Origin of the sequence: Plantactinospora sp. KBS50, assembly GCF_002285795.1 — a bacterium.
Lineage (GTDB): Bacteria > Actinomycetota > Actinomycetes > Mycobacteriales > Micromonosporaceae > KBS50.
In genome coordinates, this window is record NZ_CP022961.1 from 5,872,965 (window position 1) to 5,898,030 (window position 25,066).

General features: G+C 74.3%; 25 protein-coding genes and 1 pseudogene. 7 read left to right on the plus strand and 19 right to left on the minus strand.

The genetic code is table 11. The annotated features are described in order from the left end of the window. Positions 1–63: 63 nt before the first annotated feature. From CIK06_RS25340 to CIK06_RS25355, 4 genes are read right to left on the minus strand one after another with little or no spacing between them, the layout of a single operon-like run. Positions 64–1,635, minus strand: a complete 1,572-nt coding sequence (locus CIK06_RS25340; RefSeq protein ID WP_095566909.1) for a class I adenylate-forming enzyme family protein — start codon at positions 1,633–1,635, stop codon at positions 64–66. Continuing rightward, positions 1,616–3,133: a class I adenylate-forming enzyme family protein gene (locus tag CIK06_RS25345; protein WP_095566910.1), complete on the minus strand. Its 1,518-nt coding sequence runs from the start codon at positions 3,131–3,133 to the stop codon at positions 1,616–1,618. Before CIK06_RS25345 ends, CIK06_RS25340 begins: the two co-directional genes overlap by 20 nt. A 32-nt stretch (positions 3,134–3,165) precedes the next feature. Next, complete coding sequence (gene pabB, locus CIK06_RS25350; RefSeq protein ID WP_095566911.1) at positions 3,166–5,349, minus strand: aminodeoxychorismate synthase component I; 2,184 nt, start codon at positions 5,347–5,349, stop codon at positions 3,166–3,168. Between the two features lie 13 nt (positions 5,350–5,362). Beyond that, positions 5,363–6,793 carry a 3-deoxy-7-phosphoheptulonate synthase gene (locus CIK06_RS25355; RefSeq protein ID WP_232533858.1) on the minus strand — a complete coding sequence of 477 codons (1,431 nt, stop codon included), beginning with the start codon at positions 6,791–6,793 and terminating at the stop codon, positions 5,363–5,365. Between the two features lie 406 nt (positions 6,794–7,199). On the opposite strand from CIK06_RS25355, the gene CIK06_RS25360 reads away from it, so the two are divergent. Next, complete coding sequence (locus CIK06_RS25360) at positions 7,200–8,234, plus strand: ATP-binding cassette domain-containing protein (protein ID WP_095566912.1); 1,035 nt, start codon at positions 7,200–7,202, stop codon at positions 8,232–8,234. Beyond that, positions 8,231–9,079, plus strand: a complete 849-nt coding sequence (locus CIK06_RS25365) for an ABC transporter permease (RefSeq protein WP_095566913.1) — start codon at positions 8,231–8,233, stop codon at positions 9,077–9,079. Before CIK06_RS25360 ends, CIK06_RS25365 begins: the two co-directional genes overlap by 4 nt. Before the next feature lie 67 nt (positions 9,080–9,146). Here the strand turns inward: CIK06_RS25365 and CIK06_RS25370 are convergent, their stop codons facing one another. The 6 genes from CIK06_RS25370 to CIK06_RS25395 all read right to left on the minus strand — a co-directional run bounded on the left by CIK06_RS25370 (position 9,147) and on the right by CIK06_RS25395 (position 14,271). Next, on the minus strand, positions 9,147–9,806 hold the full coding sequence (locus CIK06_RS25370; protein WP_095568128.1) for a response regulator transcription factor: 660 nt from the start codon (positions 9,804–9,806) through the stop codon (positions 9,147–9,149). Continuing rightward, positions 9,803–11,143, minus strand: a complete 1,341-nt coding sequence (locus tag CIK06_RS30310; protein ID WP_198348011.1) for a sensor histidine kinase — start codon at positions 11,141–11,143, stop codon at positions 9,803–9,805. Before CIK06_RS30310 ends, CIK06_RS25370 begins: the two co-directional genes overlap by 4 nt. A 53-nt stretch (positions 11,144–11,196) precedes the next feature. After that, positions 11,197–12,222 (minus strand): medium chain dehydrogenase/reductase family protein, encoded by a 1,026-nt coding sequence (locus CIK06_RS25380; protein WP_095566914.1) that lies wholly within the window; start codon positions 12,220–12,222, stop codon positions 11,197–11,199. Between the two features lie 18 nt (positions 12,223–12,240). Then, positions 12,241–12,876 carry an NAD(P)-dependent oxidoreductase gene (locus CIK06_RS25385; RefSeq protein WP_095566915.1) on the minus strand — a complete coding sequence of 212 codons (636 nt, stop codon included), beginning with the start codon at positions 12,874–12,876 and terminating at the stop codon, positions 12,241–12,243. Between the two features lie 16 nt (positions 12,877–12,892). After that, positions 12,893–13,309 carry a nuclear transport factor 2 family protein gene (locus CIK06_RS25390; RefSeq protein ID WP_198348012.1) on the minus strand — a complete coding sequence of 139 codons (417 nt, stop codon included), beginning with the start codon at positions 13,307–13,309 and terminating at the stop codon, positions 12,893–12,895. A gap of 74 nt (positions 13,310–13,383) precedes the next feature. Beyond that, the gene (locus tag CIK06_RS25395) at positions 13,384–14,271 is read right to left on the minus strand and encodes an NAD(P)-dependent oxidoreductase (protein ID WP_095566917.1); all 888 of its coding nucleotides are present in this window, start codon (positions 14,269–14,271) and stop codon (positions 13,384–13,386) included. A 235-nt stretch (positions 14,272–14,506) separates the two neighbouring features. Here CIK06_RS25395 and CIK06_RS25400 point away from each other — a divergent pair, with 235 nt between their 5' ends. The 5 genes from CIK06_RS25400 to CIK06_RS25420 are packed head-to-tail and all read left to right on the plus strand — an operon-like array spanning position 14,507 to position 18,017. After that, positions 14,507–14,983 (plus strand): cupin domain-containing protein, encoded by a 477-nt coding sequence (locus CIK06_RS25400; protein ID WP_198348013.1) that lies wholly within the window; start codon positions 14,507–14,509, stop codon positions 14,981–14,983. A gap of 14 nt (positions 14,984–14,997) precedes the next feature. Then, entirely contained in the window at positions 14,998–15,957 is a 960-nt protein-coding gene (locus CIK06_RS25405) for an amidohydrolase family protein (protein WP_095566919.1), read from the plus strand. Beyond that, a complete protein-coding gene (locus CIK06_RS25410) occupies positions 15,954–16,745 on the plus strand; it encodes an SDR family NAD(P)-dependent oxidoreductase (RefSeq protein WP_198348014.1) in 792 nt (263 codons plus the stop codon). Before CIK06_RS25405 ends, CIK06_RS25410 begins: the two co-directional genes overlap by 4 nt. 14 nt (positions 16,746–16,759) lie before the next feature. Continuing rightward, entirely contained in the window at positions 16,760–17,140 is a 381-nt protein-coding gene (locus CIK06_RS25415) for a SchA/CurD-like domain-containing protein (protein WP_095568130.1), read from the plus strand. A gap of 10 nt (positions 17,141–17,150) precedes the next feature. Next, positions 17,151–18,017 (plus strand): LLM class flavin-dependent oxidoreductase, encoded by an 867-nt coding sequence (locus CIK06_RS25420; protein ID WP_095566920.1) that lies wholly within the window; start codon positions 17,151–17,153, stop codon positions 18,015–18,017. 279 nt (positions 18,018–18,296) lie between these two features. Here the strand turns inward: CIK06_RS25420 and CIK06_RS25425 are convergent, their stop codons facing one another. The 9 genes and pseudogenes from CIK06_RS25425 to CIK06_RS25465 all read right to left on the minus strand — a co-directional run bounded on the left by CIK06_RS25425 (position 18,297) and on the right by CIK06_RS25465 (position 25,060). Further along, positions 18,297–18,932, minus strand: a complete 636-nt coding sequence (locus tag CIK06_RS25425) for an NAD(P)-dependent oxidoreductase (RefSeq protein ID WP_095566921.1) — start codon at positions 18,930–18,932, stop codon at positions 18,297–18,299. Positions 18,933–18,948: 16 nt separating this feature from the next. Next, positions 18,949–19,413, minus strand: a complete 465-nt coding sequence (locus CIK06_RS25430; protein WP_095566922.1) for a hypothetical protein — start codon at positions 19,411–19,413, stop codon at positions 18,949–18,951. Next, complete coding sequence (locus tag CIK06_RS25435) at positions 19,410–19,775, minus strand: antibiotic biosynthesis monooxygenase (RefSeq protein ID WP_095566923.1); 366 nt, start codon at positions 19,773–19,775, stop codon at positions 19,410–19,412. The genes CIK06_RS25430 and CIK06_RS25435 overlap by 4 nt, the downstream gene beginning before the upstream one ends. A gap of 131 nt (positions 19,776–19,906) precedes the next feature. Further along, a pseudogene (locus CIK06_RS25440) lies at positions 19,907–21,115 on the minus strand (beta-ketoacyl synthase N-terminal-like domain-containing protein); the annotation flags it as partial. Beyond that, positions 21,112–22,425, minus strand: coding sequence for a beta-ketoacyl synthase (locus tag CIK06_RS25445; protein ID WP_095566925.1), 1,314 nt, complete (start codon positions 22,423–22,425; stop codon positions 21,112–21,114). The gene CIK06_RS25445 and the pseudogene CIK06_RS25440, both read right to left, overlap by 4 nt. Continuing rightward, positions 22,422–22,841, minus strand: a complete 420-nt coding sequence (locus CIK06_RS25450; protein ID WP_095566926.1) for a cupin domain-containing protein — start codon at positions 22,839–22,841, stop codon at positions 22,422–22,424. The genes CIK06_RS25445 and CIK06_RS25450 overlap by 4 nt, the downstream gene beginning before the upstream one ends. Positions 22,842–22,900: 59 nt before the next feature. Further along, complete coding sequence (locus tag CIK06_RS25455) at positions 22,901–23,359, minus strand: SRPBCC family protein (protein WP_095566927.1); 459 nt, start codon at positions 23,357–23,359, stop codon at positions 22,901–22,903. Position 23,360: 1 nt separating this feature from the next. Then, positions 23,361–23,627 carry an acyl carrier protein gene (locus tag CIK06_RS25460; RefSeq protein ID WP_095566928.1) on the minus strand — a complete coding sequence of 89 codons (267 nt, stop codon included), beginning with the start codon at positions 23,625–23,627 and terminating at the stop codon, positions 23,361–23,363. After that, the gene (locus tag CIK06_RS25465) at positions 23,624–25,060 is read right to left on the minus strand and encodes an acetyl/propionyl/methylcrotonyl-CoA carboxylase subunit alpha (protein WP_095568131.1); all 1,437 of its coding nucleotides are present in this window, start codon (positions 25,058–25,060) and stop codon (positions 23,624–23,626) included. The genes CIK06_RS25460 and CIK06_RS25465 overlap by 4 nt, the downstream gene beginning before the upstream one ends. Positions 25,061–25,066 lie beyond the last annotated feature (6 nt).

A 25,066-nucleotide genomic window follows, 5' to 3' on the forward strand; every position in this document is an offset into this window, starting at 1 on the left:
CCTCCATCGTGGTTGCTCGCCCGCCGGCGGCTGCCGGCGGGCCGGACGACTGCGTGGTCCGGTTCAGGAGTGTGGCAGGCCGGCGGCCAGCATCCGGACCAGTTTGGGTCGCTGCACCTTCCAGGTCGAGGTGCGGGGCACCTGGTCGAACGGCAACTGCACCGGCTCGGCCATCCCGGGCAGGTCGGCGGTGGCCAGCCGCCACCGCTCAAGGTCCAGCGGCCGCTCGTCGCGGACGCAGACCACCGGCACCGGCTCGCCGTTCGGGCCGGCCACGATCGCGACCTCGCGCAACTCGTTGAGCCGGGACATGAGCAGGTCCTCCGCCTCCAGGTTGCTCTGCATGGATTCGATCCGGTCGATCTCCCGATCCAGAAGATAGACCTCGCCGAAACGGCCGCGGAAGCCCATGTCCCCCATCCGCCACCAGCCGTCGTTGAGTACGTCGGCGTAGCGCCGCTGCTCGCCCAGGTAGGTGATGATCCGGCTGCGGACGCGTACCTCCAGGTGCCCCGGCCTGCCGCGGCCGACCCGGCGGCCGTCGTCGCCCGTCACCCGCATCCGGACGAATCCCGGCAGCGGAATGCCGATGCACCGGGCGTCGGTGCCGCTCGCGCCGCGCCTGGTGAACCAGCGGGCGCACACCGGGCCGGTCTCGGACTGGCCGTAGAGCTGCACGAAGAGCGGGAAGCGCCGGCGGGACGCGCCGAGCAGCCGCTGGATGGTCCGCGGGTGCATGGCGTCGAAGGTCCCGCCGAAGACCAGCACGCTGGACAGCGGGGCGTGCGGGGCGTCCCGCAGTTCCTCCCACTCGATGTACGTGTTCGGGTGCGTCTCGACGTACCCGGGGCGCAGCTGCACGAACAGCGGGCCGATCCGGCTCGGCTCGTGGTCGGTGGCGATCAGCATCGGGTTGCCGTAGTCCAGGAACACCCGCAGCGCGTTGTAGAAGCGCGAGTGGACGTACGTCATGCACAGCGCCGCGGTCTCGCGGCGCCGGATCGGCCAGGCCATCGTCTTCTGCGGCAGGAACCGGTGCCAGAGCGAGTCGCCGCAGTGCACGGCCAGCTTCGGTACGTCGGTGGTGCCCGAGCTGTGGGTGATCAGCGAGGGCTGGCGCGGGTGCAGTTGGACCGGTTCCCGCCGGGGTGCGCCGGCGAAGTCCGCCAGCGCCACGGTGCCTTCGATCTCCCGGCCGGCCGACAGCAGCACCCGGTGCGCCAACTCCACCGGGGCGGTCCCGCCGAACGCCTGGTCGACCTTTGGCGCGTCGGTCAGCAGCCACGGCCGCTCCAGCCGGCGCAGCAGTTCCACGGCGACGTCGGTGGGCAGCGCCGGCGAGAGCAGCGCCGGCACCGCGCCGATGCGGGCGACCGCGCAGGCCAGCAGCGGGATGTCGGCGTTGTTGGTCTTGTACACCGCCACCCGCTCGGTGGGCCGCACCCCGGCCGCCCACAGCCGGGCGGCGAGGTCGTCCACCAGCTCGGCCAGCTTCCCGACGGTCAGCTCGACGCCCCGGTCGGGGGCGAGCTGCAACGGTTCGTCGAGCCGGACCGGCACGCCGTTGTGCCGGCCGGCAGCCCGGTCGAACATGAGCCCGATCTGGAAGCTCCGGTCATGATCGCGTCTCGACATGGTCGGGGGTCCTTTCGTTCGCGGGATGGGCCGGGGCCGCGGCGCGCTGGCGCAGCGCGAACCGGCGCAGCTTGCCGGTGGCGGTCCGGGGCAGGGCGTCGACCAGCAGCACCGATCGCGGCACCTTGAACGCCGCCAGCCGGCTGCGGGCCAGCGCGATCAGCTCCGCGGCCAGGTCGTCCGCCGGCCGCTGCGGCCGGGCCGGCACCACGAAGGCGCGCAGCCGGGTGGCGCCCACCTCGTCGGGTACGGCGGCCACCGCCACCTCGCGCACCCCGGGGTGGGTGATCAGGACGTCCTCGACCTCCATCGGCGACATGGTGATCCCGCCGACCATCTCCAGGTCGTCCGCGCGGGACACGTGCTCGTACGTCCCGTCCGGCGCGCCCACCACCAGGTCCCGGGTGTGCAGCCAGCCGTCGACCAGCACCGCGGCGGTGTCGGCGGGCCGGTCCAGGTAGCCGGACATCATCGCCGGCCCGGTCACCCAGAGGTGCCCCTCGACCCCGGGCGGCACAGGCGCGCCGGCGGCGTCGCGTACCTGCACCGTGAAGCCCGGCACCGGCCGGCCGATGCTGCCCGGGACGTCGTGCCCGGGGGTGTTCGCGGTGGCCGCGCAGCCGATCTCGGTGGCGCCGAGCTGGTTGAGCAGCGGGGCGCCGAGCAACTCCGCGGCCCGCTCGGTGAGCCGGGCGGTGAGGCGTTCCCCGCCGGACACGGCCTGGCGCAGCGTCCGGAAGGCGCCCGGCCGCAGGTCGGCGACCGCGCGGGCGTACCAGGAGGGCACCGCGTACAGCAGCGTCACGCCGTACCGGGTGGCCAGCTCGGCCACCTCGGCCGGCCCGGGCCGGTGTTCCAGCAGCACCGACGAGCCGCCCGAGTAGAGCGGGAACACCAGCGAGTTGCAGAACCCGTAGGTGAAGTACAGCTTGGAGACCGACAGCGTCACGTCGGCCGGCCTCACCCCCAGGGCGCGGCCCACCGTGCCGTGGTAGACGGGCAGGTTGCCGTGCGGGTGCACCACGCCCTTGGGCCGGCCGGTGGTGCCGGAGGTGTAGTGCACGTAGAGCGGCGCGGTGGCCGGCACCGGCGCGACCGGGTCGGCGCCGTCCGCCTCCGCCAGCAGCCGCTCCGGGTCGATCCAGCGGCCGGCGTCGAACCGCGGCGCCAGCTCGGGGCCGCAGATCACCAGCGCGGAGGCGCAGTCGTCGGCCAGGAACCGGTGGTCGGCCGCGGTCAGCTCCGGGTTCACCGGTACGGCCGTGCAGCCGAGCTGCCCGACGGCGAGGAAGCTGGCCAGCCAACCGAATCCGTCGGGCACCGCGATGAGCACCCGCTGCCCCGGCCGGACGCCGTGCCGGCGCAGCACGCCGGCGACCCGGGCCACCCGGTCGTAGAGCCGGCCGTACGTCCAGACGCCGCTGGCGGTGTGCACCGCGGGCCGGCCGGTCCAGCCGCCCTGCTGAGCGCGGCGCCGTAGCTGTTCGACGACGTTCATGGCACCGTCCTTTCGTCGGTGGCGAACGATGGTCAGGCGACGACGCCGGCGCCGGCCGCGGCCGTGCCCACGGCGGGATGGGCGCGCAGCGTGGCTGCGGCCTTGAGCAGCATCTCGTCGTACTCCTCGACCGGGTCGGAGCCGAGCACGATGGCTCCGCCCGCGCCGACCTGCCACTGCCCGTCGGCCAGCACGGCGGTCCGGATCACGATGTTCAGGTCGGCGGTGCCGTCGCAGCCCAGGAAGCCGATGGCGCCGGAGTAGATGCCGCGGGCCTCGGTCTCCAGCCCGTCGATGATCTCCATGGTGCGCAGCTTGGGTGCGCCGGTCATCGAGCCGCCCGGGAAGCACGCCCGGACGCAGTCGACCGCGTCCAGGTCGGTGCGCAGCGACCCGCGGATCGTGGACACCAGTTGGTGCACCGTGGCGTACGACTCGACGGCCATCAGCCGGGGCACCCGGACGCTGCCGACCTCGCACACCCGGCCCAGGTCGTTGCGGAGCAGGTCCACGATCATCAGGTTCTCGGCGTACGTCTTGGGGCTGGTCGCCAGCTCCTCGCGCAGCCAGGCGTCCTGTTCGGGGGTGGCGCCGCGCGGGGCCGTCCCCTTGATCGGCTTGGTCTCCACGGTCCGGTCCCGGTCGATCCGCAGGAACCGTTCCGGCGAGGAGCAGGCCACCTCCAGGCCGCCGAAGCGCAGGTACGCGGCGTACGGCGCGGGGTTCACCCGGCGCAGTTCCCGGTAGAACGGCAGACCGCCGCCCATGTCCGGGAGCCGGACCGAGTCGGTCAGGCAGATCTCGTAGCTCTCCCCGGCGAGCAGCTTGTCCCGCGCCGCGGCGATGTCCCGCAGGTACCGGTCGCGGTCCCGGACCAGCCACGGCTCCACCGCGGACAGTTCGGCGGTGATCCGCTGCGCGGGCTGGTCGTCGGCGCCGGCCGGCAGCGTACGCAGGGCCTCGGTGCCGGCGCGCAGCCAGTCGTCCGCGGCCGTGGCGCCGGCCGGCGAGCCGTCGTCCAGCGCCAGTACGTACGTCTGGCCGCGCTCGTGGTCGACGGTGACCGCGCGGTCCGCGAAGATCCACTGCGCGTCCGGGTTGGCGGAGCGGTGCCGGGCCGGCGAGCCGCAGTCGGCCTTCAGTTCGTAGCCGAGGTACCCGACGTAGCCGCAGGTGAAGTCGAACGGCAGGTCGGGCGCCTCGATCGTGCGCCGGCGCAGTTCCGCCCGCAGGTAGTCGAAGACGGTGCCCGGGACGTCCCGGTGCCCGTCGGCGCCGGACACCGACACCCGGCCGTCGCCCACCCGGTAGCGCACCCGCTCGGCCAGCGGGCCGACCGCGTCGCCGAGGTGGGAGAAGCGGGCCAGGCCGGGTTCGACGTGCGCGCTGTCCAGCCAGAAGGCGTACGGCGAGGAGCCGAACAGCCGGCGGAACGCGGCGTCGGTGTCGACCTCGAAGTCGATGACCCGCACCCGCAGCCGGTACCGCCGGGTGGGGGGCCCGGCGGTACCGGCCGGCCGCCGGTCACCGGCGGCCGAACGGGCGGCCCGGTCCTCGGGACCGGCGCCGCGGGCGGTGCCGGTGGTGCCGGTGCGGGCCGCGGCGCCGTTACCGGTACGGCCGTGGCCGGCGCGGCGGCGGGCCAGGGTGATGTCCCGGAACTTGACCAGGAGTTCCCGCCCGTGCTCGGTGCTTATCGACTCCGGGTGGAACTGCACCCCCCACAGCGGCCGGTGCCGGTGCCGCAGGCCCATCACCACGCCGTCCTCGGCCCAGGCGGTCGCCGCCAGGCTCGGCGGCAGCGGCTCGGCGACGTGCAGCGAGTGGTAGCGCACCGCGACGAAGTCCTGCGGCAGCCCGGCGAACAGGTCGCTGCCGTCGTGCCGGATCCGGGTGAGGTGGCCGTGCCGGGCGGCCGGAGCCGCCGTGACCACGCCGCGCTCCCCGGCCGCGATGCCCTGGTGCCCGAGGCAGACCCCGAGCAGCGGGATGCTCGTCGACCGGATGACCTCGGTGCAGATGCCGAAGTCGTCCGGCCGGGCCGGGTGGCCGGGGCCGGGTGAGATGACGATGTTGTCGAAGTCGGCCAGATCGAGCCGCCGGGCCTCCGCCGCGTCGTTGCGGATCACCGTGGGTACCGCGCCGTTGACGTCGGCGATGAGCTGAAAGAGGTTGTACGTGTACGAGTCGTAGTTGTCGATCAGCAGGGTCCGCATCGGTCCTCCCTCGCTACCGGATGCTGGCCAGCGCGGCGGCCGGGTCGGGTCGGGCGGCCACGGCCGCGGCGAGCAGGTCCGCGATCGTTGCGGCGAGCCCCAGCGACTGCGCGTCGTTGAGCCGGGGGTCGCACAGGGAGCGGTACCCCAGGTCCGGGTCGGCCGGCTCGGCGCCCGGCCCGCCCCGGCACTCGGCGACCGGCTCGGCCGCCACCTCCAGTTGCACCCCGCCGGGCCACTGCCCGAACCGGGCCAGCACCGCGAAGAAGCCGCGCAGTTCGTCGACGATGTCGCCGTAGTGCCGGGTCTTCCGGCCGCCGTCGGCGCGGACCGTGTTGCCGTGCATCGGATCGCACATCCAGGTCACCGGCCGGCCGGCCCGGCGCACGGCGGCGACCAGCCGGGGCAGCCGGTCCCGGACCAGCGCCGCCCCCTGCCGGGAGATCAGGGTGAGCCGGCCCGGCACCCCGAGCGGGTCCAGCCGTTCACAGGTGCGCACCAGGTCCTCCGGGTCGGTCTCCGGGCCGACCTTGCAGGCCACGGGGTTGGCGACGCCGGCCAGGAACGATACGTGGGCACCGTCCGGCGCCCCGGTGCGGTACCCGATCCAGGGCAGGTGGGTGGAGGCCAGGTACCACCGCCCGGTCTGCTCGTCGCGCCGGGTCAGTGGCTCCTCGTAGTCGAGCACCAACGCCTCGTGGCTGGTCCACAGGCCGCGATGCCGCCAGGCGCCGTCCCGGCGCACGGTCACCCCGTGCTCGGCCGGATCGGCGCCGGCCAGCCGGCGCAGCTCGGCGAAGACCCCGGCGGCCGTGGCGTACCCGTCGACCAGCCGGGAGGCCCGCTCCTGCCGGGCCGCGGCGGTCGGCTCGGCGCCGTTGACGAGCAGGCCGCGGAACGACGGCAGGTGCCGGCCGTCGACGATCTCGGTGGGCTGCGACCGCGGCTTGGCGAACTGGCCGGCGATCCGGGCGGCGGTGACCACCGGCAGCCCCGTGCGGTCGCTGATCAGCACGGACATCCGGCCGATCAGCGCATGCTTGCGCCGGCTGGCCAGCACGGCCTCCGGGCCGAACGGCTCCGCGCAGTCGCCGGCCTGGAGCAGGAACGCCCCGGCCCCGGCGACCCGGGCCAGCCGGTCCTGGAGCAACCGCACCTCCGCCAGGCTGGTCAGCGGTGCCGCGGCGGCCAGTTCGGCCCGCGCCCGGCGCAGACCCGGGCCGCTCCAGCCCGGCTGGTGCACCCGGGGCAGCGAGTGCCAGATCGCGGGCCGCCACTCCGCCGCCCCGGCGTCGTCCGCCACCGCGGCGCCATCCAGCGGATCGGCGCCCTCCCGCGGATCGGCGCCGTCCATCGGGCCGGCACCGTCCGCCGGGCCGGCACCGCCCATCGGGCCGACACCGTCCGCCCGCGCGGCGCCGTCGGCCGCCGTGGCGTCGTCCACCGGCTGCCCGCCCGACGACGCCGTGGCTCCGGCGTCGCCGGCTCGATCATCGGAAGACAGATCAGGCCAGCTCACGTCCACCTCGTTTCGAGTAACACCGACGGCCGGATCCGGGACACCCGCCATCGACATCCCGATGATGGTTACCGTCTGAGACCAGAAGCGTGACAGCCGGTAATCCCATGGTCGTGAGCCAACGGTCCTGGCGGTCCGGGATCCTCGACGGGTCGGGAGAACGGCCCGCGGCCCGCCGGGGCGCGGCGCGCGTCCCGGGCCGGCGGCGCCCGGCCGCCCATGGGACCAGCGTCGGTCATCACCGCGCAGGACCACCCGTACGCAATGCTGCGTACCAGGATCCACGCGCTCAGCGGACGACGCGGCCCGGCCCGGTCGGCAAGCTGGTGCGGTGACCGACAACCTCGTCCGGACGACCGACCTCACCAAGCGGTACGGCGGGAATCAGGCGCTGGACCGCGTCAGCCTCACCGTGCGACGCGGCGAGGTCTACGGCTTCCTCGGACCCAACGGGGCCGGCAAGACGACCGCGCTGCGGATCCTGCTCGGCCTGATCCGGCCGACCTCCGGCCGGGTGGAGGTGCTCGGCGGCCGGCCCGGCGAGCCCGCGACGCTCGCCCGGATCGGCATGCTGCTGGAGTCCGGGGCCTTCTACCCCTACCTGTCCGGCCGGGACAACCTGCGCGCGTTCGCCCGCTACTGCCGGGTCCGCGAGCCCCGGGTGGACGAGGTGCTGGAGATCGTCAGCCTCACCGACCGGGCACAGGACGCGTTCGCCCGGTACTCGCTGGGCATGAAGCAACGGCTCGGGCTGGCCGCCGCCCTGCTCAAGGACCCGGAGCTACTCATTCTCGACGAGCCGACAAACGGCCTGGACCCGGCCGGCATGGCCGACATCCGGGTGCTGATCAGGCGGCTGGCCGACGACGGGCGCACCGTACTGCTCTCCAGCCACATGCTCGGCGAGGTCCAGCACGTCTGCGACCGGGTCGGGATGATCGCGCACGGCCGCCTGCTGCGCGAGGGCACCGTCGACGAGCTGCGCGGCGAGTCGCTGCTCGCGGTGGAGGCCACCCCGATCGGGCAGGCGCAGGACATCGCCGAGGGTGTGCTGGGCGCGGACCGGGTCTCGGTGGCCGGCGACACGCTCCGGCTGCGGGCACCGGCCACCGAGGCCGCGGAGATCAACCGGGCGCTCGTGCTGGGCGGGGTCGCGGTACACACGCTGACCCGTACCGAGCGGTCGTTGGAGGACATCTTCTTCGAGGTGACGCAGTCGCGCCGGGCGGAGCCGGGCACGGCCGGAACCGAAACCGGGACCGGCACGCCGGCCGGGACCGAAACCGGGACGGCCGCCGGGACCGGCCCGGCGGCCGAGGTGGCGGCCGGGACCGCGACCGGAGACAAGGAGGGTACGTCGGCATGATCGCGAGCTTCCGCGCCGAGCTGTTCAAGATGCGCCACCGGTCGGCCCTCTGGCTGATCGTCGCCGTGTGGATGGTGCTCACCCTCGTCTTCGGCTACCTGTTCCCGTACCTGAGCTACAACGGCACCTCGGGCGGTCCGGGCGGCGTACCGGCGGACGCCGACGCGGCGCTGGCCCGCGCGCTGCCGGCCGGGGTGATCTCCGCGGCCGTGCAGGGCTTCCCGCTGTTCGCCGGTGCGCTCGCGCTGATCCTCGGCGTGCTGGTCACCGGCAGCGAGTACGGCTGGCAGACGCTCAAGGCGGTGCTCACCCAGGGACCGCGGCGGCTGTCCGTGCTGGCCGGCTCGTTCCTGGCGCTGCAACTGGTGATCGGGTTGATCGTGGTGGCCACCTTCCTGACCGCGTCCGGCGGTGCCGCCGTGGTGGCGGCCGTGACGTCGAAGCCGGCCCAGTGGCCGGGCCTCGTCGACTTCGTCCAGGGGTTCGTGGGCGGCTGGCTGATCGTGGGCATGTGGGCGACCCTCGGCATGGTGCTGGGCATCCTGGTCCGCGGCACGGCACTGGCGGTCGGCGTCGGGCTGGTCTGGGCCCTCGCGGTGGAGACCCTGCTGCGGCTGTTCGCCCCGAGCGTGAGCCTGCTGGACACGCTCCAGCGCTGGCTGCCGGGCACCAATGCCGGCGGCATGGCCGGCGCCATCGGCGTGGCGACCCAGGGCGCCGCCGCGGACACCCCAGGGGTGTCCACGGTGGTCACCGGGACGCACGCGGCGCTGGTCCTGGCCGGGTACGTCGCGCTGTCCGTCGTGGTCGGTGCGGCGGTGCTGCAGCGGCGCGACGTGACCTGACCGGGTGCGACGCCCCGGCGTCGGGCGCGGCCCGGCGACCGGCGCCGGGGCGGTCAGCGCGGCACGGTCAGCGCGGCACGGTCAGCCCGGCCCGCACCGCGATCACGACCAGTTGCGCCCGGGACCGGGCGTGCAGCTTCACCATCGCCCGGCTCACGTGGGTGCGGACGGTCGCCGGGCTCAGGTACAGCTCCTTGGCGATCTCCTCGTTCGACTCGCCGGTGGCCACCCAGGCCAGCACCTCGCGTTCCCGCTCGGTCAGCTCGTCCAGGCCCACCGTCGGCGCCGAACCCGGCGCGGCGTGCTGGGCGAACAGCGACACCACCCGCCGGGTCACCGACGGCGACAGCAGCGCCTCGCCGGCGGCCACCACCCGGACCGCCCGGACCAGCTCGTCCGGGGCGGTGTCCTTGAGGATGAACCCGCTCGCGCCGGCCTGGAGCGCCTCGAAGACGTACTGGTCGATCTCGAACGTGGTGACCACGATGACCCGGATGTCCGCGAGGACGGGGTCGGCGTGCATCCGCCGCAGCGTCTCCAGACCGTCCATGCCCGGCATCCGGACGTCCAGCAGCAGGATGTCCGGCCGTTCCCGGCGCATCAGCTCCAGCGCGTCCTGACCGCTCTGCGCCTCCCCGACCACCTGCATGTCGTCCTCGCGGTCGACAAGCGTGCGCAGTCCCATCCGCACCAGTTCGTGGTCGTCGGCCAGCACCACCCGGATCACGCGCACACCCCCGTCAGCGGCATCCGGGCCCGTACCCGGAATCCGTCCTCGCCACCCTGCACCTCGAACCGTCCACCGATCGCCTCCACCCGCCGGCGCATGCCGGCGAGCCCGCGGCCCTCCCGCGGCGGGCCGGTGCCGCGGCCCCGACCGTCGTCCGACACCTCGACGAGCAGGTCGTCGCCGCTGTCGTCGACGCGTACCCAGGCCCGGGTCGGGCCCGCGTGCCGCAGCACGTTGGTGAGCGACTCCTGCGCGACGCGGTAGGCCACCAGGTCCACCTCCTCGGGCAGGCTGGCGCCCAGGCACAGGTCCAGCTCGACCGGCAGGCCACCGGCCCGGACCTGGTCGACAAGTTCCAGCAGGCCGGTCAGGCCGGCCTCGCCGGCCGGCTCGGTCACCGGCCGCAGCGCGGCACCGGCCGGCGGCGCGGCACCGGCCGGCGGCGCGGCACCGGCCGGCAGCGCGGCACCGGTGGGCGGTGCGGCACCGGTGGGCGGCGCGGCGCCGGTGGGCGGTGCGGCACCGGTGGGCGGCGCGGCGCCGGCACCCGCCGGCCGGCCCGGGTCGTCGTCGCCACCGTGGAACACGTTGAGCATGCTGCGCAGCTCGCTCAGCGACCGGGTGCTGGCCGCCTGGATCGCCTCCAGGGCGCGGCGCGCCTGCGCGGGCTGCTCCTGGAACACCAGCAGCGCCACCCCGGCCTGCATCGCTACCAGGGCGAAGCCGTGCCCGGCGACGTCGTGCACGTCACCGGCGATCCGCATCCGCTCCTCCAGGGCGGCCCGCGCCACCAGCTCCCGGCGCGCCCGGTCCCGGCCGGCCGCCACCACGTGCGCCAGCGAGCCCAGCGACCAGGGCACGATCAGCCAGCTCGTCCAGGCCAGCGCCAGCCACTGCGGCTCGGTGGTGTCCGAGGCGAGCCGGATGAAGGCGGTCCCCGAGGCGAGCACGGCCGCGATGCCGCAGACCAGCAGCGAGACCCGGGTCCGCAGCCGGCGGGCGGCCTCGAACATCGCGATCACGACGCACAGCTCGATGGGGCCGTACGGGTAGTTGAGCAGCAGGTACGTGTTGACCACGACGATCGCGCCGGCCAGCGCGACGATCGGCGCGGCCCGGCGCAACGCCATCGTGACCAGGGCGGCCAGCACCACCAGCGCGCCGCCGATCAGGTCCAGGTCGCGGAAGCGGTGCCCCTGCAGGACGGTCACCAGCAGCGTGCCGAGCACCAGCAGCAGCGCCAGCCCCGCGCCCAGCAGCAGATCAGCGGGCGATGGACGGAGCCGGGAGTCGCCGCCGCCGGTCCGTCGGACGACGCCCATCCCGGGTCCCACCGGGACACCATACCGGTGCCGGCGGACGCGGCGCGGACGCCGCTCGCAACCGCTCAGCCCCGGCCGGTCAACACGAACTTCCCGCCCGAGGCACCGGCCGGCGCCGCCAGTTCGCGGACCACCCGCTCCGCCTCGGCCAGCGGCAGCGCGGTCACGGCCCGCGGCGCGATCCGGCCCTCCGCCAGCAGCCGCAGCACCTGCGCCAGGTCCTCCCGGTAGGCAGCCGGCTGCGACCTCTCCAGCGCCCACGCGTTGTAGAACACCGTCTGCCGGCCGTCCGGCAGCAGCTTGGGCGCGATGATGCCGCCGAGGAAGCCGAGCGCACCCACCCGCATGTCCCGCCTGCCGTCCCGCAGCGCCTTGCTCTGGCCGTACCCGACGAGGTAGCCGCCGCGACCGAGCACCGAGTACGAGCGCCAGAAGTGGGTGCCGCCCATCGGGTCGAACACCGCCCGCAGGTTCGCACCGGCGGCCTTCACCACCGCGACGAAGTCCTCGCCGCGGTAGTCGATCGGGCTGGCGCCCGCGGCGCGCAGCAGGTCGGCGTTGCCGGCGGACGCCGTACCCCAGACGGTGACGTCGCCGATCAGCCCGGCCAGTTGCAGGAACGCCAGGCCGACGCCGCCGGAGGCGCCGTGCACCAGGATCCGGTGCCCGCCGCGCACGTCGGCGACCCGGTGCAGCATCTGGTGGGCGATGAAGTAGTTGAGGGTGACCGCCGCGGCCTGCGTCGGGTCCACCCCGTCCGGCACCGGCACCAGCCGCTCGGCCGGCACGTTCAGCGCGGTGCTGTAGCCGCCCTCCCGTACCAGCGCGGCCACCCGGTCTCCCGCGGCCAGGCCGACCACGCCCGGCCCGACCGACTCGACGACGCCGACCAGGTCGAAGCCGGGCACGAACGGCGGCTTCGGGCCGCCGGGGATGACGCCGCGTTGCAGCAGCAGATCCCCGTACGAGACGCCCGCGGCCTCGACCCGCACCCGGGCCTGCCCGGCCGCCGGCTCCGGCAGCTCGACCTCCCGGATGTCGAAGAACTCCGACGCGCCGCGGTTGAGCGCGTACACCCGCTGTGCCTTCATTTCGCCTCCGTTGCGACGTCAGTACGCGATTTCGGCAACCCGCCGATGGGTGTCGCCGGCCGTGGACCGGGTCAGCAGGTAGTGCGCCAGGTCGGCGCGGGAGATCGACCAGCAACCCGGCAGCCCGGCGTCGTACGCGACCCGGTAGCGCCGGGTGCGCGGACCGTTGGTGAGGCGCGCGGCGCGCACCAGCGTCCAGTCGAGGTCGTCGGCCTCCCGCACGCCCCGCTCCATGGCCCGCATGTCCGCGTACGGCCGGGCGAGGATCCGGTGCAGCAGCCGGCCGACCAGCCATTCGGCGGGGTGGCCGCGCTCGGGCGGCCGCAGCGACGAGGTGGAGACCACCAGCAGCCGCCGGACGCCCTCGGCCCGCATCGCCCGCTGGACGTTGCCGGTGCCCTGCGAGTACACCGTGGTGGCGTGCCGGTGCATGCCGATGCCCAGCGCCGAGGCGACCGCGTCGGCACCGTGCACCGCCCGCCGGACGTCGTCCGGGTCGAGCACGTCGCCCGGTACGACGGTGAGCCCCCCGGCCGCCTGCCCCAGCGCGGAGGGGTCCCGGGCCAGCGCCGTCACCTCGTGGCCGGCCTCGATCGCCTGGTCGATCAGGCGGCGTCCGGTACCGCCCGTGCCGCCGAACACCGCGAGCCGCACCCCCGCCCCCGGCGGCTCAGCGCCCGGCGCCGGGCGGCGGGGCGATCTGGCAGAAGTGCTGCCCGGCCAGCAGCCACCGGTCGGCGCGGCGCACCGCGATGTGGGTGACCCGGAAGTCGCCGCCGGAGGGTCGCGCCTGGAACTCGATGCGCTGCGTGTGCTCGCCGATGGCCACCGCCGTGTCGCCGTACCCGCGTACCCGCAGGTCCTTGGTGTGCAGTTGGTGGGTGACCAGCCCGCCGCCGGCGTAGGACCCCAGCCAGCGTTCCCGGTCCAGGACGAAGCCCAGCGGCCCGACGATGGTGAAGTCCTCGGTCGACAGCCCGGCGAGGGCCTCCGCGTCGCTGGCCAGCACCGCGTCGGCCCACCGGCCGACGAGTTCGGTGACCTGCTGGCTGGTGTCCATCCCGCCCCTCCCGCTTCGCTCACGCATCGTCCGACATCATTGAACGACATCCGGGTACCCGGCGCGGCCCGCTGCGCCCGGCGTGCCGCGGATCCGTAAGGTCACTCCGGCGCCGGGGCGGCCATCCGTTCCAGGTGTTCCAGCACGGCGGCGCAGTCACGCTCGCCGAGACCGGCCGCGACGGCGCCGGACAGCACCTCGTGGGCCGCCGCGGTGGCCGGCATCGGCACCCCGGTCCGCCCGGCGTCGGCGAGCGCCAGGCCCAGGTCCTTGCGCATCAGCACGAGCCGGAAGTCCGCCCGCTGGAAGTCCCGGCGCGCCATCACGCCGCTCTTGAAGCGCATCACCGGCGAGCTGTAGCCGCTCGCGGCGATCATCCCGATCAACTGGTCCCGGTCCAGGCCGGCCCGCTCGCCGAAGACCACGGCCTCGGCGAGGGACTGGAGCTGGACGCCCATCAGCAGGTTCATCGCCACCTTCGCCGCCGCGCCGGTGCCCAGCCCGCCGAGGTGCACGGTCTCCTTGCCGAGCAGTTCGAACACCGGCCGGGCGGCGTCCACGTCGGCCGCCGCGCCGCCGACCATGAAGCGCAGTTCGCCGGAGCGGGCGTGCCGGGCGTTGCCGAGCACCCGGGCGTCCAGCGCTCGCGCTCCGGCGGCCTCGACCAGCCCGGCCAGCTCGCGGGCCTCGTCCGGGGAGACGGTGCTCAGGTCGGCGATCACCGCCCCCGGCGCCGCGCCGGCCAGCACCCCGGCGTCGCCGCGGAGCACCTCCCGCACCGCGTCCGCGGTGGCGACGCTGATCAGCACCAGGTCCGCGCCGGCGGCGGCCTCGGCCGGGGTACGGCAGACCGTGGCGCCCGCGGCGGCCAACCCGTCGGCGCGGCCGGCGGTGCGGTTGTACACCGTCACCGCCAGCCCCGCCGCCAGCAGCCGGGCCGCCATCCCGGAACCCATCACGCCGAGCCCCACAAAGCCCACCCGTTGCATGCCGCACCCCCAGCTCGCGTCCCGACCACCGGCACGGCAAGCCTGCCGGCCGCCGGTCCCGCCGTCGTGGGTCGGCGGTCCCGTCCCGTCGGGATCCGGGCGCCGACCGGCGGGCCGGTCCGCCGGGTGGGACAGGATCCCCGCCGCCGGCGGACCGGCAACCCCTGTGGACGGGACGGGCCGCGGCGCACACTCCGCTGCGGACCATCCGACCCAGGGAGAGCAGATGATTGGGATGAAGCCGTTTCTGCACGAGCCGCAGGACTGCCGGGCGATCTGGCACATGGGCGCGCTGATGGTGTTCAGGGCCACCAGCGCGGACACCGACAACGCGTTCTGGCTGGCCGAACAGACCTCCAACCGCGGGTACGCCTCGCCGGTGCACGTGCACAGCCGCGAGGACGAGACGTTCGTCGTGCTCGACGGGGAGCTGAGCATCGAGATCGACGGCGTGCTGTACCGGCCGGGCGTGGGCAGCACGGTCTTCGCCCCGCGCGGCCTGCCGCACTCCTACAAGGTGGAGTCCGACCAGGCCCGCTGGCTGGTGCTGGGCACGCCCGGCGGGTTCGACGGCTGGTTCTTCGAGACCGGCAAGCCGGCCGAGCGGCCGGAGGTCCCCGAGTTCAACCCGGCCGACTTCCCGGACTTCGGCGAGGTGATCGCCTCCGTGGAACGGTTCGGCGGCAAGGTCCTCGGCCCGCCGCGGGCCTGACCGGGCGGCCGACCATGACGATCGACATCCACGGACACATCACCCCGCCGGAGCTGCTCGCGCGCTTCCCGATGCCGGCCAGCCTGGGCGACGTCGAGGGCATGATCAGCCGGAAGGCGTCGCTGGGCATCGAGCTGACCATCGTGGGCAGCCCGGTCGGGGTGGGCACCATGGTTCCGGTGCCGGGGCTGGACAACTACGCCCAGTCGGCGGACCGGATCGACGCCTTCCACGAGTGGGTGGCCGAGACGGTCCGGGCACACCACCGGCACCTGCGGGCATACGCCTACGTCAACCCGTACGCCACCGACGACTCGCTGCACCGGGTGGCCAAGCGGCTGGCCCAGGAGGAGTTCGTCGGGCTGATCGTGAACACCAGCGTGCGCGGCGAGTACCTGGACTCGCCGCGGGCCGAGGGCGTCTTCGCGCTGGCCGCGGAGACCGGCTGCCCGATCCTGCTGCACCCGCCGGCCGAGCCGGTCGGCGCGGCGGCCATGCGCGGCCGGATCGGCCTGGTCGAGCACGTGGCCCGGCCCTGCGACGTGACCGCCGGGGTGGCCGCGATCCTGTTCGCCGGGTGGTTGGACCGGTATCCGGAACTCAAGCTGATCGCCGCCAACGCCGGGGGCGCGCTGCCGCTGCTGGTGGAGAAGCTGGAACTGGCGCAGCGGCGGGGCGCGCCCGGGGATCCGCCCCGGGCGGTCGAGGGTACGCCGGCCCGACCGATGAGCGAGGCGGTCCGCCGGATCTGGGTGGACACCGCCACGCCCAGCCCGCTCGCGCTGTCCGCCGCGCTCCAGGTGTTCGGGCCGGACCGGCTGATGTTCGGCACCGACTCGCCGCCGCTGGCCACCCCGCTGGAGGCGGCGCTGTCCATGGTGGACGGCGTGACCGGCGACGCCGGGCAGCGCGGGCGGATCCGGTCCGCGACCGCCCGGACGCTGTTCGGGCTGGACCGGACGGCGGCGGCGTGACCGGGGCGACGGGTCCGCAGGCCGGGCAGCGTGCCCTGGTCGGGCGGCGTGCCCTGGTCGTCGGCGGGTACGGCGGGCTGGGCGGGGAGATCTGCGCGCAGTTGGCCGCCCAGGGCGCGGCGGTGGCGGTGGCCGGCCGGTCGCCGGACAAGGCGGGCGAGCTGGCCGACCGGCTGCGCCGGTACGGCGTCGACACCGTCGGGCTGGCCCTGGACGTGGCCTCGGCGGAGAGCATCCGGCACGGCGTCGCCGAGACCTGGTCGGCGCTGAACGGCGTGGACGTGCTGGTCAACTGCGCCAGCCGGCTGGACACCGTACCGGCCGAGACGTTTCCCGAGCGGGTCTGGCAGGAGGTGGTGCAGACCAACCTCACCGGCGCCTTCCTGCTGTCGCAGGAGGTGGGCCGGCGGCTGATCGAGGCCGGCGAGCCGGGGCGGCTGGTGCACCTGTCCTCGGTCCGCTCGGCGCTGGGCGTCAAGCGCGGCTTCACCGCGTACGGCGCCAGCAAGGCCGGCCTGAACCTGCTGATCCGGCAGCTCGCGACCGAGTGGGGCCGGCACGGCATCACTGTCAACGGGGTGGCACCGGGCTTCGTGGCCACCGAGTTCGTCGAGTCGGCCGCCCAGGACCCCGCGTTCGTGGCGATGGTGCGGCAACGCATCCCGTTGGGCCGGTTCGCCGAGCCCGAGGAGGTGGCCAGCGCGGTGCTCTACCTGGTTTCCCCGCCGGCCCGGTTCATCACCGGGCAGGTGTTGTTCGTCGACGGCGGCGTCACCGCCAGCCAGTGAAGGAGTTGGTCGAGATGAGCCAGTGGCACGCCCTGTTCTACCCGCTGAAGCCGGGCAGCGAGGAGGCGGTCAAGGAGCTGTTCCGGGTCAGCGGCCGGCCCGAGTTCGACGTACGGAACGCCGACGGCGAGGTGGTCGGCCGGCTGCTCGGCACGATGGCCTTCGTCGGTCGGGAGCTGGCGGTGCGGGTGATGGAGGTCGAGGGGCCGCTGCCGCTGGTGGCGGCCCACATGGGCCGGCAGCCGGCGGTCCGGGCGTTCGAGGAGCGGCTGGAGGAGCACCTGGCCGAGCCGCGGGACATGCGCTCGCCCGCCGGTGCCCGGGCGTTCTTCCAGCGCAACGGCCTGGAGTGCGTGCTGTCCCGGCGGCACGACCAGCCGCTGACGCAGGTGTGAGGGCGGGGCCGTGGACATCGCACTCGCGCTGCCGAACGCGGTCCGGGCAACCCCCGGCCGGGACCTGCTCGCCTGGGCGGTCGAGGGAGAGCGGGCCGGCTTCTCGACGCTGGCCACCCTCGACCGCCTGGTCTACGACAACCACGAGAGCCTGACCACGCTGGCCGCGGCGGCCGCCGTGACCGAACAGGTACGGCTGCTCACCGCGATCCTGATCGCGCCGCTGCACACCAACACGGCGCTGCTGGCCAAGCAGCTCGCCACGGTGGACCGGCTCTCCGGTGGGCGGCTCACCGTGGGCGCCGCGGTCGGCGCCCGGCCGGACGACTTCCGGGCCGCCGGCGCCGACCACGCGCACCGCGGCCGGCGCTTCGACGAGCAGCTCGCCGAGCTGCGGCGGCTGTGGGGCGGGGAACGCCGGGGGTTCGCCGGCGGCGTCGGCCCGGCGCCGACCACCCCGGGCGGTCCGCCGCTCGTCCTCGGCGGCCACTCGCCGGCCGCGCTGCGCCGGGTGGCGGCGCACGGCACCGGCTGGATCAGCGGCAGCGGCGGGCCGGGCATGTTCCGGCAGGGCGCCGCGGCCGTCACCGCCGGATGGCGGGAGACCGGCCGGCCCGGCCGGCCCCGGCTGCTCGCGCTGCTGTACTTCAGCCTCGGCGACGATGCCGAGGCGCTGGCCGGCGGCTACCTGAACGACTACTACGGCTTCGCGCCCGGGTACGCCCGGTCGGTGGTCGCCGCGAGCGCGATCGGCGCGGCGGCGCTGCGCCGGTCGGTGGCCGAGTTCGCGGCGGCCGGCTGCGACGAGCTGGTGCTGGCGCCCTGCTCCAGCGGGTTGGACCAGGTGAAGCTGCTCCGCGACGAACTGCCCGGCTGAGCCGGGCACCCGCCGGCGGTCCCCGGGGATCACGGCCCGATCGGGCCGCCCCGGGGGATCCGCCGTGCCCGGGGGATCCATTGTGTCCGCGGGTTCCGCCGCGTCCGCGGATCCGCTCGTCCGCGCGATCCGCCGTGTCCGCGGGTTCTGCCGTGTCCGCGGGATCCACCACGTCCGCGGGATCCACCGCGTTTCGGCGGCCGCGCCGCGCCCGCGCACGGCAACGGGGAACGCCCCGGCGGGTCGCGGCCCGCCGGGGCGTTCCCCGTCCGGCGTCGGTCAGGGGCCGCTCACCGTGACCACGGCGTTGCGGATCGACTCGTCGCCCAGGTGCGTGAGCAGGTAGTCGGCGAGGTCCGCCCGGGACAGCGGGCGCTCGTCGCGGATGTGGTTGCCCAGCCGGGCGCGGTACCGGAAGGTGGCGGGCGCATCGGTGAGCCGGGCCACCCGGATCGCCGTCCACTCGACACCGCCGTGCCGCATCTCGTCCTCGACCCGCTCGTACTCCAGGAACGGGTTGCGGTTGCGCTTGTCGATCAGGAACTTCACCGTCGCCCGGCGCAGCAGCGGCGCCTCCCGGGAGACGTCGATCGCCGTCGGGGAGACCGCGAAGACCCGGCGCACCCCGCTGGCCACCATCGCCCCGGTCAGGTTCGCCATCCCCACCGACCGGGTGACCGAGGTCGACCTGCCGGGCACGCCGACCAGGTAGCAGACCGCGTCCGCCGCGGCCAGCGGGTCGACCAGGGAGTCCGGCTCCAGCACGTCACCCCGGACGATGTTCAGTTCCGGGTCGGTCAGGCCGACCGAGGCGGGCCGGCGGGCGACCCCGGTGACCCGGTGCCCGTCCGCGACGGCCCGCTCGATCACCAGACGCCCGGTGCGCCCACCGGCGCCGATCACGACCAGCTTCATCGCCAGCTCCCTCCGGTCAGGCCTGGGCCAGCAGGGCCACCACGTACGCGGCGACCGCGGTGATGGCGGCGTAGGTGCGGACCTGGTGCGCGATGTGCCAGTGGTACCGCTTGCGGTTCCACCGCTCCGCCACCCGGCGCGGGCTCCACTGCTCGATCTGGCGCCAGATGGGCCGGTTGAAGCCCTCGGAGGCGATCCCGACCACCACCATTCCCACGGAGCCGATCACGAAGAACGTGCTCACCAGCGCGCTGCCGGACAGCACCGCGGCCCAGACGCCCAGGCCGGCCGCCAGCACCCCGCTCCACACCGCGATCGGGTGGAACACGTGCATGTCGATGAGCTGGCAGACCGTCACGTACCGGTCGTAGGGCAGCGTGTTGAGCATGGGCAGGATTGACAGCTTCATGATCCAGAGCGTGCCCAGCTGGATGCCGGCCGCGGTCAGCACCCAGACGCTGAGCACCGTCAGCGTGTTCACGTCGATTCCCCTCGGATTTCCTCGCTCCTGCGGCCGGTGGTCTGCATCTCGACGACGAAACGCAGCGACCTCGCCTCGGTCATGCACTCGCGCATCGGCCGGACCAGTTCCCGGTGGTCCGGACTGCGCTCCCACGCCTCGAAGTGTTCGAGGCTGGCCCACTCACTCGTGATCAACCACTGCTGCGGGTCCGTCGCCGACCGGCAGACCTGGTCGACGAGGTGACCCGGCACCCCCTCCGCCACGGCGTACCGGACCTTCTCGTACGCGTGCCGGAACTCCTCGGCGCGGTCCTGGTCGACCCGGATCAGGAAGACCACCCGGGCCCTACCGGTGGCCGTCTCCGTGCTGCCCCCGCTCATGTCGCCGTCCTCTCCGCCCCGGTCGCGCCGGCGCCGGCACCGACGTCGCTGTCGGTGCCGGCATCGACGTCGCTGCCGGCGCCGATGTCGGTGCCGGTGTCGGTGTCGGTGTCGGTGTCGGCGAACCGGCGCAGCACGACCGAGGTGTTGTAGCCGTCGAAGCCGCGGGCGCCGACGACCGCGGTGTCCACCCGCGCCGGCCGGTTGGCCGCCACGAAGTCGAGTTCGCAGCCGGGCGCCGGCTCGGCCGTGCCGGCGCTGGCCGGCAGGGTCTGCTGCCGCATCGCCAGCAGCGCGGTCGCGACGTCGAGCGCCGCCCCGCCCTGGTACATCCGTCCGGTCAGCGCCTTGCTGCTGGTCACCGGCGTACCGGTGCCGAACACCGTGCGCACGGCGGCGGCCTCGGCCCGGTCGTACTCGGGCACGCCGAGCGCGTCCGGGATCAGCACGTCCACGTCCGGCGGTGCGACGCCCGCGCGTTCCGTGGCCAGCCGGAGCGCCTCGGCGTACCAGTGCCCGGAGGCGTCCACGGCCCGTCCCGCGTACACGCCGTCGTGGGTGGACGCCCAGCCTGCCAGCTCCGCGTAGATCGGCGCGCCGCGGGCCCGCGCATGCTCCAGTTCCTCCAGGACGAGCACCGCCCCGCCCTCGCCCGGCACGTACCCGCTGGCCGCCGCGTCGAACGGCAGGTACGCCCGCCGCGGGTCGTCCGCGCCGCTGAGCCGGCCGCTGCGCAACTGGCAGGCCAGCGCGTACGGGCTGAGCGGCGCCTCCAGCCCGCCGCACAGCGCCACCGAGACCCCGCGCCGGATCAGCCGGGCGGCGTACCCGAGGGTGTCCAACCCGCCGGCGCCCTCGGCGACGAGCACGCTGCTCGGCCCCTTGGCCTGGTGCCGGATGGACAGTTGGCCCACGGTGGCGGCGTAGAACCAGGCGATCGACTGGTACGCCCCGACCTTGCGGCCGGGCTGGCCCCAGAGCCGGGCCAGTTCCCGCTGGCCGAACTGGTTGCCGCCGGAGGAACTGGCCATCACCACCGAGAACGCGTACGGATCCTCGGTGGCGGGATCGAACCCGGCGTCGGACAGGGCCTGTTCGGCCGCGACGAAGCTCATCCAGGTCCACCTGTCGGTCTGCACCGCGAGCCGCCCCGGCACCCGAGCCTCGATGTCGAACCCGCGGACCTCGCCGGCCAGCGTGGTCGGATAGCCGGAGGCGTCGAACAGGCTGATCGGGCCGATCCGGTTCTGCGCCGAGGTCACCGTGTGCCAGTGCTCCGCCGTGGTGGTGCCGCTGGGCGCCACCAGGCCGATGCCGGTGATCACGACCCGCGGGGTCACGAGCCGACCTCCCCGACCTTCGAGAAGATCATGGCGGACTGGAACCCGCCGAACCCGCTGCCCACCGAGAGCGCCGTGCCGACCGGAAGTTCCCGCGCGACGTTGGGCGTGTAGTCCAGGTCGCACTCCGGGTCGCGGTTGGCCCAGTTCGCCGTCGGCGGGATGGCGCCGGCGTCGATCGCCAGCGCACAGGCGGCCATCTCGATGGCCCCGATGGCGCCCAGCGAGTGCCCGATCATCGACTTGATGGAGCTGATCGGGACGCGGTAGGCCGACGGGCCGAGGGACCGCTTGAACGCGGCCGTCTCGTGCCGGTCGTTCTGCTTGGTCCCGGAGCCGTGTGCGCAGATGTAGGACAGGTCCTGCGGGTTGAGCCGCGCCTGGGCCATCGCGTCGTCGATGGCCACCGACATCTCCAGGCCGTCCGGGCGCAGGCCGGTCATGTGGAACCCGTTGCTGCGCGAGGCGTACCCGGTCACCTCGCAGTAGATCGGCGCGCCGCGGGCCAGCGCGTGCCCGAGTTCCTCCAGCACCAGGACCGCGCCGCCCTCGCCGAGCACGAACCCCTGGCGGTCCCGGTCGAACGGCCGGGACGCCCGCGCCGGGTCGTCGTTGTCCGGCGTGGTGGCGCGGATGGCGTCGAACGACGCGGCGGTCACCGGCGACAGCGGGGAGTCCGACGCCCCGGTGATCACCACGTCCGCCTCGCCGTCCTGCACCAGTTGGTGCGCGTAGCCGATCGCGTCGATGCCCGAGGTGCAGCCGGTGGAGACCACCTGCACCGGCCCGTGCGCGCCGTACCGGATCGCCACCTCCGCGGCCAGGCTGCTGGGCACGAGCGCCTGGTAGAGGAACGGGCTGGCGTACGCCTCGTCGACAAGCCAGTCGTGGCCGTGGTCGCTGACCACGACGTACTCCTGTTCCAGGGCCGTCGTGCCACCGACCGCGGTGCCGAGCACCGCGCCGACCCGGTCCAACCGCTCGTTGGCCAGGTCGAGCCCGCTGTCGGCGACCGCCTCGGCGGCGGCCACCAGGGCGAACTGGATGTACCTGTCGCAGCGGCGGATGTCCCGTGCCGACAGGCCGGCCTCGGCGGGATCGAAGTCGCACTCGGCGGCCACCTGGGACCGGAAGTACGACGGGTCGTACCGGGTGGCCCAGCGGGTCGCCGTGCGGCCGTCGGTCAGCAGCGACCAGAAGGCCTTGCGGTTCAGCCCGCCGGGCGCCACCACCCCGACGCCGGTGACGACCGTACGGCGGGCGGCCGTACGGCGGGCGGCCGGCCCGCGGCGCCCGCTGCGCTCGCTCATGCCTGCGCCGCCGCGAACTCGGCCGCCTCGCTGGCCGTCTCGGTGTCCACGTGTCCCAGGTCGGGTCGCGGTGCGAGCGGGCCGAGGTGGAAGATCGCCTGGGCCTCCACGTCGCCGGTGTTGCGCAGCCGGTGCCGCACGTTCGCCGGCACGAGCAGCCCGTGCCGGGCGTCGACCCGGACCGGCTCGTCGTCGATGTCGACCACCAGGCTGCCCGAGACGACGTAGAGGAACTCCTCGCTGTACGGGTGGTAGTGCTCCGCGATGGCCTCGCCGGGTTGCAGCGTGGCCACGCCGAGGAATCCGGAGGTGCTGCCGACGGTTGCCGGGCCGAGCACGACGCGGATCTCCGCCCCCCGGCGGGTGTTGGGTGGCTGCTCGCTCCAGGCGATCACCTTGGAAGTGACGGTGCTCATGCTCGAAATCTCCTCGTCTCGACGGCCGGTGCCCCGGCCCGACCGACGGACCGATCGGGTCAGACGCCGGCGCGAGCGGCGGTCTCGATCCGGTCCTTGATGATCTTCATTTGCAACTTCGAGTTGGTGTTGATCCGCTCGGTCATCGCGGCGTCGTCGACCGGCGCGGTGGGCTTCATCTGGAAGTTCTGGACCCAGGTCATCCGGGTACCGCCGGCCTCCTCCCGGTAGGTCCAGTAGATGTGCATGAACTCGAACGGCCCGGTCTCCACCCGGTGCGCCCGCACGGACCGCCCCGGCAGGTCCATGACGCGCCGGCTCACCCAGCTCCAGACCACCCCGTTCTCGTCGGGATGCATGGTCAGCCGGAACGTGACGCTGTCGCCGTCGCGTTCGAGCACCTCCGCCGAGGCGTACTCGGTGTACAGCCGCGGCCAGTTCGGCACGTCGTTGGTCATCCGCCAGACCAGTTCGAAGGGGGCGTCGATGAAGACGCTCTGCTCGGTGTGCCCGGGCATCTCACCCACCCGCCGGCAGTTGGGCGCGGACCATGGCGGTCAGCTGCGGAACCGTCAGCTCCAGCAGCTCGTCCGGCAGTTGGACGCCCAGCCGGGACTTCACCACCGCCTGCAGTTCCATCGCGGCCAGCGACTCCATGCCGAGTTCCTGGAGGGTCTGGTCGCCGGGCGCGGTGAGCGCCGCCGGATCCACGCCCGCGGCCCGTACCAGGATGTCGTCCAACTCGGCCGGCAGGTCGGCGTGCCCGCCGAACTCTCTGGTCTTCACTGGTTCTCTCCTTTTCGTCCAGGCGCGGCCGCGGGCCGGTTGCGGTCCGCGGCCGGTTGTCCGGTCCCGGCGGTACGGAGCCGGTCGTCCTGCCGGATCCGGTCCACCAGTTGGGTGCTGTGCTCCGCCTTGCGGAACTGCGGATCGGCGATGACCCGGCGGAGGAACGGGATGGTGGTGCGCACCCCCGGCCCCTCGATGTCGAACTCGGCCAGCGCCCGGTCCATCCGGTCCAGCGCCTGCTCCCGGTCGGGCGCCCAGACCACGACCTTCGCCAGGAGGGAGTCGTAGTGCGGGCCGAGTTCGTACCCGGGGTAGGCGTGCGTGTCCACCCGGGTGAACGGGCCGCCCGGCGGCTGGAACACCACGAGCCGGCCGGGGGTGGGGATGAAGTCCCGGTCCGGGTCCTCGCCGTTGACCCGGCATTCGACCGAGACGCCGCGCGGCACGATCTCGGCCTGGCGCAACTGCACGGTCAGACCCGCGGCGACCAGCAACTGTTCCCGGATGAGATCCACCCCGGTGATCATCTCGGTGACCGGGTGTTCGACCTGGATCCGAGTGTTGATCTCCATGAAGTAGAAGCTCTCGTCGGCGTCCACGAGAAACTCCAGCGTGCCGACGCCGGTGTAGCCGACCTCCAGCGCGGCCCGGACCGAGGCCGACGTGATCGCGGCCAGGGTCTCGGCCGACAGTGCCGGCGCCGGCCCCTCCTCGATCAGCTTCTGGTGCCGGCGCTGCACCGAGCAGTCCCGGGTGCCCAGGTGCACGCCGTTGCCCCGGCCGTCGCAGAGGATCTGCACCTCGACGTGCCGAGCCTGTTCGAGATACCGCTCCAGGTAGACCCGGTCGTCCCCGAAGACCGACCGGGCCGCGGCGCGGGCGTGCGGGAAACTCTCGTCAAGCTCCTCGGGCCGGCGGACCACCGCCATGCCCTTGCCGCCGCCGCCCGCGACCGCCTTGATGATCACCGGGTAGCCGGCCCGCGCCGCCACCTCGCGGGCGGCCTCGACCGAGTCCACCGGCTGCACGCTGCCCGGCAGCAGCGGCAGCCCGGCCGAGCGCATCAGCGCCCGGGCCGAGGACTTGTCGCCCAGCCGGGCCATCTGCTGCGGGTCCGGCCCCACGAAGGTCAGCCCGGCCTCGGCGCAGACCTCGGCGAAGTCCGGATCCTCGGAGAGGAAGCCGTAGCCGGGGTGCACGGCGTCGCAGCCGGTCTGCAGGGCCGCCTCGACGATCGCGGCCACGTTCTGATAGCTGCGCCCCACCGCGCTCGGTCCGATGTGCACCGACTCGTCGAAGTGCCGCCGCAGTCGCTCGTCCCGGTCCGCGCTGGAGTACACCCCGACCGACCGGATGCCCAGCTCGCGCAGCGTCCGGGCGATCCGCAGGGCGATCTCCCCGCGGTTGGCGACGAGTACCTTGCCGAACATCTGCTC

What these genes read in the sequence shown, in the direction of transcription:
- CIK06_RS25345 (WP_095566910.1), bottom strand. Translation starts at nt 3,133, where the DNA reads ATGAACGTCGTCGAACAGCTACGGCGCCGCGCTCAGCAGGGCGGCTGG.
- CIK06_RS25395 (WP_095566917.1), bottom strand. Translation starts at nt 14,271, where the DNA reads ATGCAACGGGTGGGCTTTGTGGGGCTCGGCGTGATGGGTTCCGGGATG.
- CIK06_RS25390 (WP_198348012.1), bottom strand. Translation starts at nt 13,309, where the DNA reads ATGCGTGAGCGAAGCGGGAGGGGCGGGATGGACACCAGCCAGCAGGTC.
- CIK06_RS25455 (WP_095566927.1), bottom strand. Translation starts at nt 23,359, where the DNA reads ATGCCCGGGCACACCGAGCAGAGCGTCTTCATCGACGCCCCCTTCGAA.
- CIK06_RS25435 (WP_095566923.1), bottom strand. Translation starts at nt 19,775, where the DNA reads ATGAGCGGGGGCAGCACGGAGACGGCCACCGGTAGGGCCCGGGTGGTC.
- CIK06_RS25445 (WP_095566925.1), bottom strand. Translation starts at nt 22,425, where the DNA reads ATGAGCGAGCGCAGCGGGCGCCGCGGGCCGGCCGCCCGCCGTACGGCC.
- CIK06_RS25465 (WP_095568131.1), bottom strand. Translation starts at nt 25,060, where the DNA reads ATGTTCGGCAAGGTACTCGTCGCCAACCGCGGGGAGATCGCCCTGCGG.
- CIK06_RS25380 (WP_095566914.1), bottom strand. Translation starts at nt 12,222, where the DNA reads ATGAAGGCACAGCGGGTGTACGCGCTCAACCGCGGCGCGTCGGAGTTC.
- CIK06_RS25405 (WP_095566919.1), top strand. Translation starts at nt 14,998, where the DNA reads ATGACGATCGACATCCACGGACACATCACCCCGCCGGAGCTGCTCGCG.
- CIK06_RS25340 (WP_095566909.1), bottom strand. Translation starts at nt 1,635, where the DNA reads ATGTCGAGACGCGATCATGACCGGAGCTTCCAGATCGGGCTCATGTTC.
- CIK06_RS25425 (WP_095566921.1), bottom strand. Translation starts at nt 18,932, where the DNA reads ATGAAGCTGGTCGTGATCGGCGCCGGTGGGCGCACCGGGCGTCTGGTG.
- CIK06_RS25400 (WP_198348013.1), top strand. Translation starts at nt 14,507, where the DNA reads ATGAAGCCGTTTCTGCACGAGCCGCAGGACTGCCGGGCGATCTGGCAC.
- pabB (WP_095566911.1), bottom strand. Translation starts at nt 5,349, where the DNA reads ATGCGGACCCTGCTGATCGACAACTACGACTCGTACACGTACAACCTC.
- CIK06_RS25365 (WP_095566913.1), top strand. Translation starts at nt 8,231, where the DNA reads ATGATCGCGAGCTTCCGCGCCGAGCTGTTCAAGATGCGCCACCGGTCG.
- CIK06_RS25450 (WP_095566926.1), bottom strand. Translation starts at nt 22,841, where the DNA reads ATGAGCACCGTCACTTCCAAGGTGATCGCCTGGAGCGAGCAGCCACCC.
- CIK06_RS25415 (WP_095568130.1), top strand. Translation starts at nt 16,760, where the DNA reads ATGAGCCAGTGGCACGCCCTGTTCTACCCGCTGAAGCCGGGCAGCGAG.